Origin of the sequence: Rhodoferax sediminis, from assembly GCF_006970865.1 — a bacterium.
Lineage (GTDB): Bacteria > Pseudomonadota > Gammaproteobacteria > Burkholderiales > Burkholderiaceae_C > Rhodoferax_A > Rhodoferax_A sediminis.
Map to the genome: position 1 here is coordinate 51,648 of NZ_CP035503.1, position 17,939 is coordinate 69,586.

The 17,939-nt window shown below is 64.4% G+C and carries 17 protein-coding genes and 1 pseudogene; 11 read left to right on the forward strand and 7 right to left on the reverse strand.

Translation table 11 applies throughout. The annotated features are described in order from the left end of the window. Window positions 1–5 precede the first annotated feature (5 nt). The 5 genes from EUB48_RS00290 to EUB48_RS00310 form a co-directional block, all read right to left on the reverse strand. Window positions 6–1,154 carry an ABC transporter substrate-binding protein gene (locus EUB48_RS00290; protein WP_142816997.1) on the reverse strand — a complete coding sequence of 383 codons (1,149 nt, stop codon included), beginning with the start codon at window positions 1,152–1,154 and terminating at the stop codon, window positions 6–8. Between the two features lie 119 nt (window positions 1,155–1,273). After that, window positions 1,274–2,035 (reverse strand): ABC transporter ATP-binding protein, encoded by a 762-nt coding sequence (locus tag EUB48_RS00295; RefSeq protein WP_244618284.1) that lies wholly within the window; start codon window positions 2,033–2,035, stop codon window positions 1,274–1,276. 8 nt (window positions 2,036–2,043) lie between these two features. Continuing rightward, entirely contained in the window at window positions 2,044–3,804 is a 1,761-nt protein-coding gene (locus EUB48_RS00300; RefSeq protein ID WP_142816999.1) for a branched-chain amino acid ABC transporter ATP-binding protein/permease, read from the reverse strand. Continuing rightward, entirely contained in the window at window positions 3,801–4,841 is a 1,041-nt protein-coding gene (locus EUB48_RS00305; protein WP_142817000.1) for a branched-chain amino acid ABC transporter permease, read from the reverse strand. Before EUB48_RS00305 ends, EUB48_RS00300 begins: the two co-directional genes overlap by 4 nt. Before the next feature lie 15 nt (window positions 4,842–4,856). Next, a complete protein-coding gene (locus tag EUB48_RS00310; protein ID WP_210411675.1) occupies window positions 4,857–5,636 on the reverse strand; it encodes a class II aldolase/adducin family protein in 780 nt (259 codons plus the stop codon). 105 nt (window positions 5,637–5,741) lie between these two features. Between EUB48_RS00310 and hpaR the strand changes: the two genes are divergently transcribed. The 5 genes from hpaR to EUB48_RS00335 all read left to right on the forward strand — a co-directional run bounded on the left by hpaR (window position 5,742) and on the right by EUB48_RS00335 (window position 10,143). After that, on the forward strand, window positions 5,742–6,197 hold the full coding sequence (gene hpaR / locus EUB48_RS00315) for a homoprotocatechuate degradation operon regulator HpaR (protein WP_142817001.1): 456 nt from the start codon (window positions 5,742–5,744) through the stop codon (window positions 6,195–6,197). Window positions 6,198–6,280: 83 nt separating this feature from the next. Beyond that, on the forward strand, window positions 6,281–7,018 hold the full coding sequence (gene folE / locus EUB48_RS00320) for a GTP cyclohydrolase I (RefSeq protein WP_142817002.1): 738 nt from the start codon (window positions 6,281–6,283) through the stop codon (window positions 7,016–7,018). A gap of 96 nt (window positions 7,019–7,114) precedes the next feature. Continuing rightward, window positions 7,115–7,738: a LysE family translocator gene (locus EUB48_RS00325; protein WP_142817003.1), complete on the forward strand. Its 624-nt coding sequence runs from the start codon at window positions 7,115–7,117 to the stop codon at window positions 7,736–7,738. Between the two features lie 27 nt (window positions 7,739–7,765). Next, window positions 7,766–8,497 (forward strand): gamma-glutamylcyclotransferase, encoded by a 732-nt coding sequence (locus EUB48_RS00330; RefSeq protein ID WP_142817004.1) that lies wholly within the window; start codon window positions 7,766–7,768, stop codon window positions 8,495–8,497. A gap of 188 nt (window positions 8,498–8,685) precedes the next feature. After that, window positions 8,686–10,143, forward strand: a complete 1,458-nt coding sequence (locus EUB48_RS00335; RefSeq protein ID WP_142817005.1) for a potassium/proton antiporter — start codon at window positions 8,686–8,688, stop codon at window positions 10,141–10,143. A 29-nt stretch (window positions 10,144–10,172) separates the two neighbouring features. Here EUB48_RS00335 and EUB48_RS22090 read toward each other — a convergent pair. Then, window positions 10,173–10,511, reverse strand: a pseudogene (locus tag EUB48_RS22090) (DUF2238 domain-containing protein); the annotation flags it as partial. Further along, window positions 10,501–10,716: a hypothetical protein gene (locus EUB48_RS00345; protein ID WP_142817006.1), complete on the reverse strand. Its 216-nt coding sequence runs from the start codon at window positions 10,714–10,716 to the stop codon at window positions 10,501–10,503. The gene EUB48_RS00345 and the pseudogene EUB48_RS22090, both read right to left, overlap by 11 nt. A gap of 415 nt (window positions 10,717–11,131) precedes the next feature. Between EUB48_RS00345 and EUB48_RS21550 the strand changes: the two genes are divergently transcribed. The 6 genes from EUB48_RS21550 to EUB48_RS00375 all read left to right on the forward strand — a co-directional run bounded on the left by EUB48_RS21550 (window position 11,132) and on the right by EUB48_RS00375 (window position 17,933). Next, window positions 11,132–11,332, forward strand: a complete 201-nt coding sequence (locus tag EUB48_RS21550; protein WP_274595961.1) for a helix-turn-helix transcriptional regulator — start codon at window positions 11,132–11,134, stop codon at window positions 11,330–11,332. A gap of 443 nt (window positions 11,333–11,775) precedes the next feature. Then, window positions 11,776–12,543 (forward strand): hypothetical protein, encoded by a 768-nt coding sequence (locus EUB48_RS00355; protein WP_142817008.1) that lies wholly within the window; start codon window positions 11,776–11,778, stop codon window positions 12,541–12,543. A gap of 91 nt (window positions 12,544–12,634) precedes the next feature. After that, window positions 12,635–13,294: a DUF4145 domain-containing protein gene (locus tag EUB48_RS00360; protein ID WP_142817009.1), complete on the forward strand. Its 660-nt coding sequence runs from the start codon at window positions 12,635–12,637 to the stop codon at window positions 13,292–13,294. A 215-nt stretch (window positions 13,295–13,509) separates the two neighbouring features. Further along, window positions 13,510–15,594 carry a transketolase gene (gene tkt, locus EUB48_RS00365; protein WP_142817010.1) on the forward strand — a complete coding sequence of 695 codons (2,085 nt, stop codon included), beginning with the start codon at window positions 13,510–13,512 and terminating at the stop codon, window positions 15,592–15,594. Between the two features lie 49 nt (window positions 15,595–15,643). Beyond that, window positions 15,644–16,642, forward strand: a complete 999-nt coding sequence (gene gap / locus EUB48_RS00370; protein WP_142817011.1) for a type I glyceraldehyde-3-phosphate dehydrogenase — start codon at window positions 15,644–15,646, stop codon at window positions 16,640–16,642. A gap of 22 nt (window positions 16,643–16,664) precedes the next feature. Then, window positions 16,665–17,933, forward strand: coding sequence for a putative Na+/H+ antiporter (locus tag EUB48_RS00375; protein WP_142817012.1), 1,269 nt, complete (start codon window positions 16,665–16,667; stop codon window positions 17,931–17,933). Window positions 17,934–17,939: the final 6 nt, after the last annotated feature.

Genomic DNA, 17,939 nt, shown 5'->3' on the forward strand with positions numbered 1-17,939 from the left:
CGACTTTACTTCTGCAGTTTCCAGGCGCCGTCCACGACGCGCACAAGCACCTGCGAACGCTGGTCGGCACCATTGTGGTTGGTGGGGCTCATCGTGAAGACGGCCTCGGGCGTGACGATGTCTTTCATCGACTCCAGTGCATCGCGCAGCGCGGCGCGGAACTCCGGCGTTCCGGGTTTGGCTTTCTTGAGGGCCTGCGGCACTGCCGCTTCGAGCCACTCCACCGCGGTCCAGGCCGAGGCGCCGAAGAGGGAGCGTGAGCCGGGGCCGTAGACGGTCTCGTAGCGCTTGACGTACTCGAGGGCCGGCTTTTTCAGTATCGAGGAGTCAGGCATCTGCTCGGCCACCAGGACCGGGCCGACCGTCATGTAGTTGCCCTCGACCCCCTTGCCACCCACGCGCAGGTAGTCGGCATTGGCCACGCCCTGGGTCTGGTACACCGGACCCTTGAAGCCGCGCTTGGAGAGCTCGATCGGCGGTAGTGCGCCGGGGGTGCCGGAACTCATGACGTACACAGCATCGGGCTGTGCCGCCAGCAGCCGCAGTGTCTGTGACGTCACCGAAGTGTCGGTCTGGTTGTAGCGCTCGACGGCGACCACATGGATGCCCTTGGCAGGTGCGGCCTTTTCGAGTGCCTTGGTGTAGTCCTCGCCGAAGCTGGTGGCGAGCGCGATCACGCCCACCTTCTTCACACCCTTCGAGAGCATGTCGTCGAGCGCAAAGTTGACGGCGACCGCAGCGGGCGCCGCCATGCGGAAAGCCCAGTGGCGCGGACCGTCCTGCGGGTAGATGATCGAATCGCCACCCGCCAGCGAGATCATCGGCGTCTTGGCCTTGGCTGCAACGTCGAGCGCGGCCAGCGAGGTTGGCGTGAGCGAGGGGCCGACGATCACGTCAACGTTGTCTTCCGATATCAGCTTGGTCGCGTTCTTGGCCGCCGTCGTTGTGTCCGACGCGTCGTTCAGCACGGTCACATTCAACTTCTGGCCGGCGATTTCGGTCGGCCATAGCTTGACCGTGTTCTGCTCCGGGATGCCGAGCGTCGCGCCCGGGCCGGTGGTCGAGACCATCACCCCGATGTTGATGTCCGCCTGCGCGTTCAGGGTAAAGGCCATGGCCACCGCAACGGCGGCGAGCTTGTGGATCGATTTCATGAAGGCTCCTTTGGAATAAAACACGTTGGGTGGTTGTGGGCCAATGCCCTTGTCCGCCTGCCCGCCACCCTGGTCGCGCAGGTGTTGCCAGAATTGGCAATAAGTGCCTGGCGCGGCGGTCATCGCGCCGCCGCCGAGCCAAGGTAGGTTTCGATCACGCGCGGATCGCCGGCCAGCCCGGCGGCCGGCCCTTCGAGCACGATCTCGCCCATCTCGAGCACGTAGCCGTAATCGGCCACCGCGAGCGCCGCACGGGCGTTCTGTTCCACCAGCAGCAGGGACACGCCGGTGGCGCGAAGGCTGTCGATGGTGCGGAACATTTCCTGCACCACCAGCGGCGCCAGGCCGAGGCTGGGTTCATCGAGCATCAGCAATTCGGGTTTGGACATCAGTGCGCGGCCCAATGCGAGCATCTGGCGCTCGCCGCCCGAAAGGGTGCCCGCGAGTTGCGCCTGGCGCTCCTTCAGGCGCGGGAAGAGCGCATAGACTTCTTCGAGCGCGTCGTCCGCAGTGCCGCGCCCGCGGCCGCGATGACGGTAGGCGCCGAGCCGCAGATTGTCTTGCACCGACATGGTGCCGAAGAGGGCGCGTGTCTCGGGCACGAGCGCAATGCCGCGCAACACGCGCTCTTCGAGCGTCAGGGTGCTGATCGACTCGCCGCGGTGGACGATCTCGCCGCGTATCGGCAGCACCCCCATCAGCGCGTTCAGCAGGGTGGACTTGCCCGCGCCATTGGGGCCGATGACGGTAACGACACGCCCCGCTTCGACATGCAGACTCAGGCCATGCAGCACCTCGGCGTGGCCGTAGCCGCAGTGCAGGCCGGTGACGCGGAGCACGTCGGGGCGCGAGGCCGCGGTGGTGGCTGCGGGGGTGGTCACGCTCATCTTCAGTTGCCCAGATAGGCCGTGCGAACGGCCGAATTTGCCTGCACTTCGGCAGGGGTACCTTCTGTCAGCTTGGTGCCGAACTCCATCACCACGATGCGGTCGGTGACGTCCATCACCAGGTCCATGTCGTGCTCGACCAGCAGGATGCTCAAGCCCTCGCTGCGCAACTGGCGAAGCACGCCCGCCAGGGCCTGTTTTTCCTTGTGCCGCAGCCCGGCCGCGGGCTCGTCGAGCAGCAGCAGCGTGGGGTCCGCGCACAGGGCGCGCGCGATTTCCATCAAGCGCTGGGTACCCATCGACAGGTTGCCGGCCTGCTCGTGCATGAGGTCGGCAATACCGATCCGCCTGAGTTGCGATTCGGCTTCGCGGAACAGGCGGCGTTCCTCGGCGCGGTCCAGCCGCAGCAAGGCACGCATCGTGCCGGCGCTGCCGCGCAAGTGCGCGCCGAGCGCCACGTTTTCCAGCACCGTCATGTCCGCCAGCATCTTGACGTGCTGGAAGGTGCGGGCCACGCCGCGGCGGGCGATCTCGCGCGAGCGCATGCCGCGGATCGATTCGCCGCGCAGGGTGATTTCGCCACTCGTCACGCCCAGCACGCCCGTCAGCAGGTTGAAGGTGGTGGATTTACCCGCCCCGTTGGGACCGATCAGGCCGAGGATCTCGCCCGCCCGCACTTGCAGGTCTACGTCGTTGACGGCGACCAGCCCGCCAAAAGTCTTGCGCAGCGCGCGTGCGTCCAGCACCACTTCACCGTGTGCGGGGCGCGCGCGTTCGGCCAGCGGCCTGGCATCGGCCCAGTCGGTGCGCCGGCGCACGCGCGGCAGGCGCGCCTCGACCGTCGCCCACAGGCCGTCGCGTGCGTAGCGCAGCACCAGCACCAGCACGACGCCGAAGACCACGATCTCGTAGTTGCCCGTCACACCGAGCAACCGTGGCATCCATGTCTGCAACTGGTCGTGGAGCACGGGCATCACGCCGGCGCCGACCAATGCGCCCCAAATGTATCCGGCGCCGCCGATCACGGCCATGAACAGGTACTCGATGCCCATGTTGAGTCCGAACGGTGACGGGTTTACCGTGCTCTGGAAGTGTGCGTACAGCCAGCCCGAGACGCTCGCCAGCAGCGCCGCCAGGATGAAGGCGATCACCTTGATGCGAAAGGTGTTGACGCCCATGGCTTCGGCCATGACCGTGCCGCTGCGCACCGCGCGCAGCGCGCGGCCCATGCGTGAATCGAGCAGGTAGCTGGCCATCAGCGCGGCGGCAATCACCAGCAGCCACACCAGATAGAAGAAGTGCCTCCGGTTGTCCAGAGAAAAGCCGAACAACCGCAGCGAGGGCACGCCGGTGAGTCCGTCGAACTTGCCCAGCGGCTCCAGGTTGCCCAGCAGGTAGTACAGGGCGAGGCACCAGGCAATGGTGGCAAGCGCCAGGTAATGGCCCGACATGCGCAGCGTGACCCAGCCCAGCACCAGCGCTGCTACCGCGGTAATGGCAAGCCCCGCCAGCAGCGTGAGCCAAGGCGACACGCCGAACTTGATGGCGAGGTATGCCGTGGTGTAGGCGCCGATGCCGACAAAAGCCGACTGGCCGAACGAGATCAGGCCCGCCACGCCAGTCAATAGCACGAGGCCGATCACGACCAGGCTGTACAGGCCGATGTAATTGGCCTGCGTGATCCAGAATTCGGACACCGGCAAGAGCGGAAGCAGCGCCAGCACCAGCACGAACGCGAACAGGAAAGCGCGGCGCAGGATCATTCGTCACCCTCGTCGGAGCCGTGCTTCAAGCTGAGCCACAGCAGCACGGGCAGAATCATGGTGAACACGATCACCTCCTTGAAAGCGCTCGCCCAGAACGATCCGAACGACTCAAGCAATCCGACAAAGAGCGCGCCCAGTGCAGCGCCCGGATAGCTCGCGAGGCCGCCGAAGATGGCGGCGACGAAGCCTTTCAGTCCGATGAGGAAGCCCGAGTCGTACGCCATCGTCGTGGTCGGCGCGATCAACAGGCCGGCCAGCGCGCCGATGAAGGCGGCAAGCAGGAAGCTCAGACGCCCCGCGTCGACCGTCGAGATACCCATCAGCCGCGCGCCGAGCCGGTTCACCGCCGTCGCGCGCAGTGCCTTGCCGCGCAGCGTGCGCTCGAAGAAAAGCCACAGCCCCAGCATGAGCGCGATCGACACCATGAAAATGATGATGGCCTGGCCCGATAGCATGACGCCGCCGGCGCTGAAGGTGGTATCCCAGAAGCTCGGGCTGCGAAAGCCTTCGGCACCGAAGAAGGCCAGCCCCAGGCCGGTCATGACGAAGTGCACGCCGACCGCCACGATCAGCAGCACCAGCACGCTCGCATCCGCCAGCTTCTGGAACGCCACGCGGTACAGCAGGGGACCGAGCGGCGTGACGATGGCAAGCGCCAACAGGCTTTGCAGCATCAGCGGCATCTGGCGCGGCGCGGCCCACAGGCTCAGCAACACGAGCGGTGCGGGCCAGATCAGCGGCTTGAAGAAAGCGGCCACCGCCCGGCCCGCGCCCCGCCCCTGACGCAGCGCCTCCACCGCGTCGAGGACCGCCACCAAAAGCGCCAGCAGCGCCAGCAGATAGACCGTGCCGGGAACGCGGCCGGCCTGCAGCATGGCGAGTGTCAACGCACCGTAAGCGGCGAATTCGCCTTGTGGGACGAGGATCACGCGCGTGACCGCGAAGACCAGCACGATGGCCAGTGCCAGCAGCGCATAGACAGCGCCATTGCTGCTGCCGTCGAGCAGCAGGATGCCGGCGATTGAAAGGTCCATACTCGCCGCCGCGCGCTAGACCAGCGCGGCCGCGCTGACGTGGCCGCGCCGCAGCACGCTGACGAACAGCATGCGCTCCAGCACCTCCCTGGGCTCGAACGCCTTGGCGTCCCTCGCGCTGGCGCGCCGCACCTCGTCCGACAGCGGCAGGTTGGGCCCGCCCAGGCTGTCGGCGGCAACCTGCACTTCGCAGGCGCGCTGCAGCGTCCACATCCAGCGAAAGGCGTTGAAGACGTTGCTGCCGGTAACCAGCATGCCATGGTTGCGCAGCACCATGACCCGCTTGTCGGCCAGGCTCGCGACCAGGCGCGGGCCCTCCTCGTCGTGCACGGTGACGCCCTCGAAGTCGTGATAGGCCACATCGCCGAACAGCTCGGCGCCGTAGAAGTCGTCGTGGCCCAGCCCGCCCTGCTTGCAGGCGACCGCCATGCCGGCGGTGGTGTGCGTGTGCATCACGCAATGCGCGTCGGGGCGCGCGCCGTGCACGGCGCTGTGAATCACGAAGCCTGCGCGGTTGACGTGGTGCGGTGTCGGCTCGAGCGGCACGCCATCGTGGCCGATCTTGACCAGGTTGCGCGCCGTGACTTCGTCGTAGTTCAGTCCGAACGGATTGATCAGGAACGCCGGCTGCGCACCGGGCACGCGCACCGTGATGTGGTTAAAGACCAGTTCGGTCCAGCCGAGTTGGTCGAACACGCGGTAGCACGCCGCGAGCTGCACGCGCAATTGCCATTCGGCAAGCGGCATACCCTCGGGGCACAGTTTTTCGGCTTCACTGACGACATCGATCTGCATTGGAAAACGCTCACATCCGATAACTTGCTAACATATTAGCAGTGTAATTACTAAGATGCGAGTGAGTCAAGGACACCGAAGCCATCCGATATAGGGGGAACTACCATGGCGCCGAAGACATCGAAGCTGGTCCATCGCAGCCTTCCGCTGCTGCTGTTGCAGGTGCGCGAACGGTTGATGGGGCGTTTCCGAAAGATATTGAACAAGTACGGCATCACCGAGCAGCAATGGCGCATCGTGCGCGCGCTGCTCAATATCGGCCCGATGGAGCCGCGCCAGATCGGCGAGGTCTGCCACATCTCGAGTCCCAGTCTCGCAGGCATGCTGGCGCGCATGGACGACCTGGGGCTGGTCTCGCGCAAGCGCGTCGATGGTGACCAGCGCCGCCGCCTGGTGTCGCTGACACCGAAGAGCCGTGCCCTGGTGGCACGCATTGCCCCGCACATCGAAGCCGCCTATGAGCGGATCGAGGGCGAATTGGGCGCGGAATGCATCGAGCGCTGCTATGCGGTGCTCGACGAGCTGCTGCTGGCGATTCCTGCGGACGACGACAGCGCGTAGCCGCAGATGACCCGCGCGGGAACGGACGGCCGCGCCATTCCATCTAACGTATGAATGCGTATGCACAACCGTCAGGAAACCTCATGCTTAGAACCCTGGAAACATCGCCTCCGATCCTCAAGGGCAGTGCGCTGCCCGCGCCGCTGAGCGCGTCCGACCGCATCCGCTACCGGCTGATAGGCGCCGGCTGCCGCTACCACGCCAACGACAACATCTCGGATTTCATCAAGGAGGGCGAGCTCGACGAGCTGAAGGCCGAGGTGCAGAGCAAGATGCAGGAGGTGTTGCATGCGCTGGTGATCGACACGCAGAACGACCACAACACGAACGGCACGGCCGAGCGCGTGGCCCGCATGTTCCTGACCGAGGTCTTTCGCGGGCGCTATGTCCCGATGCCGGCGGTCACCGAATTCCCCAATGCCTCGCATCTGGACCAGTTGATGATCGTCGGCCCCATCACCGTACGCAGCGCCTGCTCGCACCACCTGTGCCCGATCATGGGCAAGGTGTGGATCGGCATCCTGCCCAACGAGCATTCGAACCTGATCGGGCTATCGAAGTACGCTCGCATCTGCGACTGGATCATGGGTCGTCCGCAGATCCAGGAGGAGGCGGTAATGATGCTCGCCGACGAGCTGGAGCGGCGCGTGAAGCCCGACGGCCTGGCGTTGGTGATGGAGTCCGATCACTTCTGCATGCAGTGGCGCGGCGTGAAAGACAGCGATGCAAGCATGACCAACAGCGTGATGCGCGGCGCCTTCCTGAAGGACGCCACGCTGCGCCGCGAGTTCCTGTCCCTGCTGAGCAAAAAGAGCGCCTGAGCCGCGCCATGGCGCTTTACCGGTCGTGGTGGGGCCGCATTGGCATTTTCATTTGCATGCCGTATAACCCAAGGGGCTTGAACACTCCTGACCGCCATGCAAAACCTCCAGCTTTTTGTACTGACCGCGCTGATCGTGAGCTTGGCGCCCGGCCCGGACACCCTGTACCTGGTGCGCCGCGCGGCGGCGGGCGGCTGGCGCAGCGGCATGCTCGCGGCGCTTGGCATCGGCACGGGCTGCTCGGTCCACGTGTTCGCGGCAACCATCGGCCTGTCGGCCCTGATCGCGTCCACGCCGGCGATGTTCGCCGTCGTCAAGTGGCTCGGCGCCGGCTACCTGGTGTACATGGGCGCGGCGCAGATACGCTCGTCGCTACGCCGGCGCGAGGTGCATGCGCAGCCCCCGATGGATGCCTCGCGCCGGGTGTACTTCCAGGGCTTTCTCACCAACGCGCTCAACCCCAAAGTGCTGCTGGTGTTCGTCGCCCTGCTGCCCCAATTTGTCAGCCACGATGCGCCGCACAAGTCGCTGGCGTTCTTGCTGCTGGGGCTCACCTACCTGTTTGTCTGCACGACGTGGTACCTGATCCTGGCCGTGCTGGTGTCCCATGCTCGCCGGCGGGTTTCCGCCAACTCCCGGCTGGTCGCCTGGGCGAATCGCGCGGCCGGTAGCCTGTTCATCTGGTTTGGCGTTCGCCTGCTCATCCCGCGAGGCCTGTGACACGGCCGGCCCGCGAAGGATGAGCCTTTGAATTCCTCGCCTTTCAGGCATGTCCCGCAATTGCAGGGCAAGGTGGTTCCGCCCGACCAGTCCGAGCTGCGCGTCACCCCTGAACTCATCGCCACTTGGGATGAGCGGGCGCGTTTGAATGGTCTGGGTCCGCACTGGCGCCTGTCCGATCATGAGCTGGACGCCTCCCGGCGCGCCATGCTGGGTGACTGCAGCACCGCACAAGACATCTGGGTCTTCGGCTACGGCTCCCTCATGTGGGACCCCGGCTTTCACTTCGAGGAAGTTCGGCTGGCTGACATCGAAGGCTGGCAGCGCCGCTTTTGCATCAGGCTCGAGATCGGCCGCGGCTCACCGCAGCGACCGGCGTTGATGCTCGGACTGGAACGCGGCGCCGGCCACTGCCAGGGCGTTGCCTTCCGCATTGCCGGCGCGTGCGCCGAATGCGAGAGCGACATCGTCTGGCGCCGCGAGATGCTGCAGGGTCACTATCGCCCGTTCCGCGCGCCGGTCGCGACGCCGCAAGGCCCGATCAACGCTCTGGTGTTCGGCACCAACACGGCGCACGCACAGTACGTTGGCGACCTGCCGATCGGGCAGGCCGCAGCGATCATCGCCACAGGCGAAGGCGACCTGGGCACGAACCGCCAGTACCTGGAAAACCTCGTCGCGCATTTCGAGGAATTCAGGATCGAGGAGGATTACCTCAGGCGGCTGCTGGTGCAGGTGCAGGCGTGCAGCGCGGCCTGATTCGCGAAGCAGCGCGCGATGCCTGCCATCGCGCAAGCAAGGTTACTGCTGCCATGGAAGTATCAAATTTATAGCGCACCGCGTAGATCAGATATGGGCTACAGGTCGAAATGATCTGAAAACAGGTGCGCGCGACTCGCATCCGCAGGTAATGGCGCGCTGCCACAATCTTCCCCGACAATCGATGCATGGATTTTGTCAACCTGCCTTTGCTCGCGGCCTCGGCGCTGGTCTTCATCAGCGTATTGGCGGGCCTGTTTTCGGTGCGCATCGGTTTCTCGTTCCTGCTCGTTTTTCTGGGCGCGGGCATCCTCGCTGGCGAGGACGGCCTGGGCGGGTATCGGTTTGACGACTACCGGCTGAGTTTCTGGGTCGGCAACCTGGCGCTGGCGGTCATCCTGCTCGACGGCGGGATGCGCACCAACTACGCGCGGTTCCGCACCGGGCTGCGGCCGGCTTCGGTGCTGGCCACCGTCGGCGTGCTGATTTGCGCGGCCATCACGGCGCTGGCGGGCGTGCTGTTCGTCGGCCTGGACTGGCGCACCGCGTTGCTGCTGGGTTCCATCGTCGGCTCGACCGATGCGGCCGCGGTGTTCGCGCTGCTGACACGCTCGGGCGTGGTGCTGAACGAGCGCGTCGCGGCGACGCTGGAGATTGAGTCCGGCATGAACGACCCGATGGCGGTTTATCTGACATTGACCTTCATTGCGCTGCTCGCGCCCGGCGCCTCGAGCGGCTCGGCCTGGTCGGCGGTCGCGCTGTCGTTCCTGCAACAGTTCGGCTGGGGTGGGCTGATCGGCGTGGGCGGCGGCTTTGCGATGGCCGCCTTGCTGCGCCGTGTCGCAACGCGGCAGGTTGAAAGCGGCATCCTGGCGCTGCTGATCGGCGCCAGCGGGCTGTCGGTCTTCGCCGCCACCGGAATGGCCGGGGGATCGAGCTTCCTGGCCGTCTATCTGTTTGGCCTGATCGTTGCCAATCGGGCGGCCAAGGTGGTAGGCCCGACCCTCGCTGCGATGGATGGTTACGCCTGGCTCGCGCAGGCCGGCATGTTTCTGCTGCTGGGACTGCTGGTGACGCCAAGCAGGATGCTGGACTCGGTGGTGCCGGCGCTGGCCGTGGTCCTGACGCTGATCTTCGTGGCCCGGCCGGTGGCCGTCTGGCTCTGCCTGCGCCCGTTTCACTACACGGCGCGCGAGACCTGGTACATCTCGTGGGTCGGTCTGCGCGGCGCGGTGCCGATCGTGCTGGCGCTGTTTCCGCTGCTCGCCGGCACGCCGCAAGCCGGGCTGCTGTTCAACATCGCGTTCATGGTCGTGCTGACCTCGCTGCTCACGCAGGGCAGCACGATTGCGCTGATGGCGCGCAAGCTGGGCGTGGCCATGCCCGATCCCGCCGACGAGCGGCAGCTGCGCGCCGTCTTTCTGGACTTCCAGTTCGACCCCAAGACACCAGTCGGGTCGATCTGTGAGTTCTATGGCTTGCCCATGCCGGCCGATGCGTCGATGCCCCTGGGCGACTGGATGGTTGCGCAGTTGCGTCGCGCGCCGGTGGCCGGTGACTCCGTGCGTATGGGCGCGGCGGCGCTGGTGGTGCGTGAGGTCGCGGGCGGAAAGATCTCAAGCCTCGGTCTCGGGCTGAAGGATTGAGGTGATCGCCGCGCAGCGCGCTTCATGTGCCACCAGCCAAAACCACTGATGACCGCCGCACCCGCGGCGTCCACGATCAGGTCCCACATCGTGTCGGTCAGCCCCGAAGGATCGTGCAGCATCGGCTTTTGCATATTGCTGCCGAAAATCTGATCGGCCGCGAACTCGAAGATCTCCCAAAGCGTCCCCACCGTCACCGCGAAGGTGAATGCGAACAGGGCGACGAATCCTGCGCGCAGGTGGGTGCCGATGCGCCGGCTCTCATTGAGCACATAAACCAGCAGGAAACCGAGGATGCCCTGCAGCACGAGCAGGACCCGCATCCGGACACGTCGGGCTACGTCGCACTGAGCGTCATCAACACGCATCTTGCCGGCGCTGTGCCCGCTTGCCGTGGAACTCCAGCGGATTCAAACGCTCCCCGGCTGGAGGCCGCCAAAAGTCGTTCAGAGCGCGTGGATCGCGCAACAATTCAGGATCGATGCACTTCGCCACCACTTCGGTGGTCTGGTGGTGGATCCACATCGGCATCAGCATCATTGCGGCCCATTGGTTGTGCAGGTGGTGTGTCATTGGTTTCTCCTGTGGGTCTGCCTGTGGCGGCAGAGGTAACTTCGAAGATTGCAAACCTTGCGTCGCCGCAACAGGCAGACGCCCGCCCTATGGAGCCGTTGTTGGCCCGGCGGTCTGAGGTTTGCGCAGAAGGGCTGTGGAAGCGACCGCCGGGCTCAGGCCAGTGCGGCCCGCATCCGGGTGCGGATCCCCATCCCGGCCCACAGGGCGGGCCAGCGCGCGCAGCCGGCGACCCTGGCGGTCAGTTGGCGCGGTGCAGTGGAGAAGGGGATGCGGGACATGAGAGGCATCTTATCGGCGTCGGCAGATGGGTGCAGCGGAGCGCGGCCATGTCGCACTGGGGTGTAGGCGTATTGCGCGGGCTTCATTGGAGCCTGCGATGCGCTGGCCTTCGAATGCCAGGTGCGGGCTACATATGCTCAAGGCGCGCTTCCGTGCCGGCTTGACCCAGGACGCCGTGGCCGAGCGTATGGGCACAACCAGGAGGGCCATCTTCCGGCTTGAGTCCGCAGGCAAGCAAGCGCCGTCGTTGGCCACCCTCAAGCGCTACGCGATAGCGGTTGGGTGCGAGTTGCTAGTGTGCTTGGTGCCTCACAAAGCTACGGAATCCTACTGAGCAAAGCAGAAAAGCATGACGCTCGCATGGGAAGGGCGCTTCTTCTTTGTGGCTCGCGCGCAAGTATGAAATTGATAGCATATCGCGCCCATCCAGTATGGTCTATAGGCCAAACGACCGGAAATCCCCTTGTTCAACCAGGCCGTGCCGACCACCAGACGGCCAAAGCCGCAACCCCCAGCGACCGCAGCAAGTGGGGCATCCTGCCGGGCAATGTGGCGAGCAACGGCTGAATCACGTCAACCGGGCCGGGCGGCAGCACAACAATCGAGCTGGCTCCATGGATGCTTCGCCAGTTACACTGGATTTACAAGCCGGATAACGTGAAAAGTCTTTTGAACTCAAGACTCTTTACCCAAAGTGTGCGGCAATCTGCCGTGTTCCGTTGGCCGGTTAATTTCCGGAATTGATCACGAAATCACGTTGGGGCTTTCGGAGAAACTATGGCGCAGTCTGACCAAGACAATTCCAGTTCGTCCCGTTGGTGGGAGTTTTACGCTGTCCGCTACGGTATGGGCACCGTTGTGGGCGGTGTTGTATTTTTCTTCCTCTGCAACACCAACCCCGCACTGAAGCCGATGCTCTTTGGCGCCGAGGCAGGGAAGATAGACGGCCCATTGCTGACATTGTTGGCAGGCTACGGATTGGCCTACTGCTACATTGCAAGTGCGCCTATTCTGGTATTTCACGCGGGGCGATTCCTACTGGACGTTGGACAAAGCAAAAAAACATCCATTTGGCGCGTGCTGCTTATCTTCCTTCCTCCGCTTGTCGGAACGGCTGCGTTCTTCTTCAGCCGCACATCTACGGGCCCAATGCTCTACTTTCTCTCTTCCGTGTTTGCGTTCGCCGCCTTTGTATTGTGGCCGCAGTACTTGACTATTTTCTTAACGCTGTTTCGCACGAAGGAGCTTCTCCAGTTCTATGAAAAGTTGGCAGGTAAGCGCGGTACAGCTGAAGGTGGATTGGTTGATTCCTATAAACATCTGCGAGAACACGGCAATTCGTTCTCCATCGTTGTCCTCGAAATTGTTCTCGCCATCATCCTTTTCGCGGCTGGCAATTTCGACGTAACTATTGGAGCAACCGTCGCGGCAACAAAGGACACGCATGTCCTTCTGTACGTTGGAATCATCCTGCTTTGGATACTGCCTGCTGCTTTGGTGTGGTTGGTTGGCACGCTTTTCGAGCGTGAGTTTAGTAGTGCATAGCCCAAACCCGGCAGTCAACCGGACCTGCGCGAAAAGCTGTGCAGGCCGGTTACTTCTACGTTAGGCTTTATTTTAGAGAGGAAGTTGAGCAATGGTCGAACATCTTCGAAAACGGTTCCAAGAGCTAGCTGATCAAGGTGACGCTATCGCGAAGACAAAGCAAACCAAGCACAGCTCCTACGCAGGCAACTATGAAGTGGTTGATCCAGACATGCTTCTTGGCTGGTGCGTAAAGGTAAGAAACCTGCTGGCTAATGCTTGCGGAAGAGACTCTGAGCACTTCAAGTCATTCGTTGAAGCGGAGGAGCCTCGGCCCTTCGAGGAAAACCCAGCTAGGCTTACTCGCCTTCGCGCCGTCTTTCTTGCCGCGAGAGAGGACTTCGAAGGCGGGTACCTTACCTCTATGAGGCGCCTAGTTGAGGCAGAGGTGTTCTCGTCAGAGTTAGATCAGGCGCGCGAACTATTGGCTGCCGGTTACCGTGTACCCGCGGGAGTTGTTAGTGGTGTGGTCCTTGAAACCGCCCTTCGCAATTTGTGCAAAACGCATGGCATCGAGACAGGAAAGCTCGAAAAAATGAACGCTGACCTCGTTAAGGCTGGCGAGTACAACACGCTCGTACAAAAGCGAGTTACAGCGTTGGCAGCTATAAGAAACAGCGCAGCACATGGCAACGAAGGCGAGTTCGACCAAGCAGATGTGAAATCTATGATCGACGAAGTCGAACGGCTGGTCTCCGGCTGGCTAGCTTGAGGCAGTAAACCTATACAAGGTCTAGCACCTCCTACCCGCCTAACTGGTCGTATATGGACCCCCTCAACGGCCAGCAACTGAGCAATAGTTTGGCTTTTGGTGAATCGCCCGCAGCTGCACACCCGACGCCCGCAGGGCACTGGGCCAGGGCCCACCGCCCCACCCGCTAAAATCCAAGGTTTCCCCCGACTTTCCCCCCTCCGGAGCCGCCCTAAATGGCAAACACCCAACTGATGGCCAACGCAATTCGTGCGCTGGCCATGGACGCTGTACAACAAGCCAATTCCGGACATCCCGGCGCCCCGATGGGTATGGCCGACATCGCCGTGGCCCTGTGGGGCCGGCACCTGCGGCACAACCCGCGCAACCCGCAGTGGGCGGATCGCGACCGCTTCGTGCTGTCCAACGGCCACGGCTCGATGCTGATCTATTCGCTCTTGCACCTGACCGGCTACAAGCTGGCGATGGGCGAGCTCAAGAACTTCCGCCAGCTGCACAGCCAGACGCCGGGCCACCCCGAGTTCGGCTACACGGCCGGCGTGGAAACCACCACCGGCCCGCTCGGCCAGGGCCTGACCAATGCGGTCGGCATGGCGCTGGCCGAGAAGCTGCTGGCCAGCGAGTTCAATCGCAAAGATGGTGACGTTGACCACACCATCGTGGACCACCACACCTATGTGTTCCTCGGCGACGGCTGCCTGATGGAGGGCATCAGCCACGAGGCCAGCGCGCTGGCCGGCGCCTGGAAGCTGAACAAGCTGATCGCGCTGTACGACGACAATGGCATCTCGATCGACGGCCGGGTCACGCCCTGGTTCATCGACAACACGGCGCAGCGCTTTGCCGCCTATGGCTGGAACGTGATCGGCCCGGTCGATGGGCACGACGTGGACGCGGTGGACCGCGCGATTGCGGACGCGAAGAACAGCGCCGACAAGCCCTCGTTCATCATCTGCAAGACGCACATCGGCAAAGGCAGCCCGAACCGCCAGGACACCGCCAAGGCGCACGGCGAGGCGCTCGGCGCGGAAGAAATCAAGCTCACGCGCGAGGCGCTGGGCTGGCACTACAAGCCGTTCGAAATCCCCAAAGAGGCCTACGCCGACTGGGATGCCAAGGCCGCGGGCCTCGCTCTTGAAACGGCCTGGGACCTGAAATTCACCGCCTACAAGGCCGCGCACCCCGAGCTGGCCAAGGAGTTCGTACGCCGCATGAAGGGCGAGCTGCCGAAGAGCTTCCACCAGGTCGCGGTGGACACGGCCGTGGCCGCGCACACCGCAGCCCAGACCGTGGCCTCGCGCAAGGCCTCGCAACTGGCGCTGGAAGCCTTCACCGCCGCGCTGCCCGAGCTGCTGGGCGGTTCCGCCGACCTGACCGGCTCGAACCTGACCAACACCAGGAGCACGCCGGCGCTGCGTTTTGATCTGGCCGGCGACGTGGTGCAAACGCCCGATGCGAATGGCGTGATGGTGGGCGGGCGCCACATCAACTACGGCGTGCGCGAGTTCGGCATGGCCGCCGTCATGAACGGCATTGCGCTGCACGGCGGCTACATCCCCTACGGCGGCACTTTTCTCACCTTCAGCGACTACTCGCGCAACGCCATCCGCATGGCCGCGATCATGAAGCTGCGCGTGGTGCATGTGTTCACGCACGACTCGATCGGCCTGGGCGAAGACGGCCCGACGCACCAGGCTATCGAGCACGCCGCCAGCCTGCGGCTGATCCCCAACCTGGACGTCTGGCGCCCCGGCGACACGGCCGAGACGGCGATCGCCTGGGCCGTCGCGCTGCAGAACAAACACAAGCCGACGGCGCTGCTGCTGTCGCGCCAGAACATCGCCTACGCGCCCAAGGGCCGCTCGGAGGCCGCGCCCGAGGCCTGCGGGTTGGAGAGCATCAGCCGCGGCGCCTACGTGCTGGCCGAGCCGACCGAAGTGGGCCTGAAGAAAAAGGTCCAGGCCGTGATCATCGCGACCGGCTCCGAGGTGCAACTGGCGCTCAAGGCACAAGAGCTGCTTGCTACCAAGAAGATAGCTGTACGCGTAGTCTCCATGCCGAGTACGACCACATTTGACCAACAAAGCACGGCCTACAAGAGCGCCGTGCTGCCGGCCGGCGTGCCGCGCATCGCGGTGGAAATGGGCGCGACCGGCGGCTGGTGGAAATACGGCTGCGCCGCCGTCGTCGGCATCGACACCTATGGCGAATCGGCGCCCGCGCCAGCGCTGTTCAAGCACTTCGGCTTCACGCCCGAGAATGTGGCCGAGACAGTGCAGGCTGCGCTGGCGAAGAGATAAGCGCCGCTCAGGCTGAGCGGATTTGGGTTTTTAATTCTGGAGAGCAACCATGACGATCAAAATTGGCATCAACGGCTTCGGGCGCATCGGGCGCAATGTGCTGCGCTCGGCGGTGCAGAACTTCCCCGACATCGAGGTCGTGGGCATCAACGACCTGCTCGAGCCGGACTACCTGGCCTACATGCTGCAGTACGACTCGGTGCACGGCCGCTTCGACGCGAAAGTGTCGGTGGAGGGCAATACGCTCACCGTGAACGGCAAGAAGATCCGCCTGACGCAGGAGCGCGATCCCGCCAACCTCAAGTGGAACGAAGTCGGCGCCGACATCGTGCTGGAATCCACCGGCCTGTTCCTGACCAAGGAAACCGCGCAAAAGCACATCACCGCGGGGGCCAGGAAGGTCATGATGTCGGCGCCGTCGAAGGATGACACGCCGATGTTCGTGTTCGGCGTGAACCACCAGAAGTACGCCGGCGAGGCCATCGTCTCCAACGCGAGTTGCACCACCAACTGCCTGGCACCCGTGGCCAAGGTGCTGAACGACAAGTGGGGCATCAAGCGCGGCCTGATGACCACCGTGCACGCCGCCACCGCCACGCAAAAGACCGTGGACGGCCCGTCCAACAAGGACTGGCGCGGCGGCCGCGGCATCCTGGAAAACATCATCCCGAGCAGCACCGGCGCGGCCAAGGCGGTCGGCGTGGTGATCCCCGAGCTGAACAAGAAGCTCACCGGCATGTCGTTCCGCGTGCCGACCTCCGACGTGTCGGTGGTCGACCTCACGGTGGAACTCGATCGGCCCGCGACCTACAAGGAAATCTGCGCCGAGATGAAGGCGCAGAGCGAGGGCGCGCTCAAGGGCATCCTGGGCTATACCGAGGACAAGGTAGTCGCCACCGACTTCCGCGGCGACACCCGCACCTCGATCTTCGATGCCGACGCCGGCATCGCGCTGGACAGTACCTTCGTCAAGCTGGTGAGCTGGTACGACAACGAATGGGGCTATTCGAACAAGTGCCTGGAAATGGTGCGCGTGATCGCGGGCTAGCATCCTGCCCGGCCAGGCCGCCATGCACACCATCGAAGTCGTTGCCGCGGCTCTCTTTGCGCTGGCGCTGGTTCACACCTTCTCGACCAAGTACTTCGAGCGGCTTGCGCACCGGCACCCGCGCCACGCGGGGCTGCTGCACCTGCTGGGCGAGGTCGAGGTCGTGTTCGGCTTCTGGGCTGCGGTGCTGGTGCTGGCCATGGCCGCCATCGGGGGCGGCGCGCAGGCCATCGCCTATGCCGAGTCCCGGCAATACGCCGAGCCCCTGTTCGTGTTCGTCATCATGGTGGTCGCCGCGTCAAAGCCCGTGGTGGACTTCATCCAGGCGCTGGTGGCCGCCATTGCCGGGGCGGCCCCGGTGCGCACGGTGGTCGCGCAGGTCTGGCTGTGCCTGGCGCTGGTGCCGCTGATCGGCTCGCTGATTACCGAGCCGGCCGCGATGACGCTGGCCGCGCTGATGCTGGGCGCCCTGGTGTTTCGGCCCGGCGTGCCCGAGCGCCTGAAATACGGCGCGCTTGGCGTGCTGTTCGTGAACATCTCTGTGGGCGGGACCCTGACCTCGTTTGCGGCGCCGCCCGTGCTGATGGTGGCCTCCACCTGGAACTGGGACAGCGCCTTCATGCTGGCCCACTTCGGCTGGCGGGCCGTCATCGCCGTGCTCATCAACGCCACGGTGATGACGCTGGTGCTGCGCCGGCACCTGCTGGATGCTCCCGTTGCTACAGCGCCGGCGCTCGCGCAAGCCGGTTCTGGTGCCGCGCGAGGGCCGCGCATCGTCAGCCTCATCCATCTGGCTTTTCTGGCGGGCGTGGTGGCGTTTGCGCACCATCCGGTGATTTTTCTGGGCCTGTTCCTGCTGTTTCTGGGTTTCACGCAGGCGTACGCGCGCTACCAGGCGCCGCTGATCCTCAAAGAGGCGCTGCTGGTGGGCTTTTTCCTGGCTGGCCTGGTGGTGCTCGGCGGCCTGCAGCAGTGGTGGCTGCAGCCCATCGTGTCCAGCCTGGAGCCGACCGCGCTGTTTTTTGGCGCGCTGGGGCTGACCGCCATCACCGACAACGCGGCGCTGACCTACCTGGGCTCGCTGATCGCCGGCATCAGCGACCCGGCCAAGTACATGCTGGTGGCGGGCGCCGTCGCCGGCGGCGGCCTGACGGTGATTGCGAACGCCCCGAATCCGGCCGGCATTGCGCTGCTGCGGCGCGGCTTCAACGATGAATCCATTGGCGCCGGCGGCCTGCTGCTCGGCGCGGCGCTGCCGACCGCCGTGGCGGCCGTGATGTTCCTGGTGTGATGGCCT

Excerpts from the sequence above, each read along its gene's own strand:
- EUB48_RS00290 (WP_142816997.1), bottom strand. The coding sequence starts at position 1,154 with ATGAAATCGATCCACAAGCTCGCCGCCGTTGCGGTGGCCATGGCCTTT.
- EUB48_RS00300 (WP_142816999.1), bottom strand. The coding sequence starts at position 3,804 with ATGATCCTGCGCCGCGCTTTCCTGTTCGCGTTCGTGCTGGTGCTGGCG.
- EUB48_RS00305 (WP_142817000.1), bottom strand. The coding sequence starts at position 4,841 with ATGGACCTTTCAATCGCCGGCATCCTGCTGCTCGACGGCAGCAGCAAT.
- EUB48_RS00310 (WP_210411675.1), bottom strand. The coding sequence starts at position 5,636 with ATGCAGATCGATGTCGTCAGTGAAGCCGAAAAACTGTGCCCCGAGGGT.
- hpaR (WP_142817001.1), top strand. The coding sequence starts at position 5,742 with ATGGCGCCGAAGACATCGAAGCTGGTCCATCGCAGCCTTCCGCTGCTG.
- folE (WP_142817002.1), top strand. The coding sequence starts at position 6,281 with ATGCTTAGAACCCTGGAAACATCGCCTCCGATCCTCAAGGGCAGTGCG.
- EUB48_RS00325 (WP_142817003.1), top strand. The coding sequence starts at position 7,115 with ATGCAAAACCTCCAGCTTTTTGTACTGACCGCGCTGATCGTGAGCTTG.
- EUB48_RS00335 (WP_142817005.1), top strand. The coding sequence starts at position 8,686 with ATGGATTTTGTCAACCTGCCTTTGCTCGCGGCCTCGGCGCTGGTCTTC.
- EUB48_RS00345 (WP_142817006.1), bottom strand. The coding sequence starts at position 10,716 with ATGACACACCACCTGCACAACCAATGGGCCGCAATGATGCTGATGCCG.
- EUB48_RS21550 (WP_274595961.1), top strand. The coding sequence starts at position 11,132 with ATGCTCAAGGCGCGCTTCCGTGCCGGCTTGACCCAGGACGCCGTGGCC.
- EUB48_RS00355 (WP_142817008.1), top strand. The coding sequence starts at position 11,776 with ATGGCGCAGTCTGACCAAGACAATTCCAGTTCGTCCCGTTGGTGGGAG.
- EUB48_RS00360 (WP_142817009.1), top strand. The coding sequence starts at position 12,635 with ATGGTCGAACATCTTCGAAAACGGTTCCAAGAGCTAGCTGATCAAGGT.
- tkt (WP_142817010.1), top strand. The coding sequence starts at position 13,510 with ATGGCAAACACCCAACTGATGGCCAACGCAATTCGTGCGCTGGCCATG.
- gap (WP_142817011.1), top strand. The coding sequence starts at position 15,644 with ATGACGATCAAAATTGGCATCAACGGCTTCGGGCGCATCGGGCGCAAT.
- EUB48_RS00375 (WP_142817012.1), top strand. The coding sequence starts at position 16,665 with ATGCACACCATCGAAGTCGTTGCCGCGGCTCTCTTTGCGCTGGCGCTG.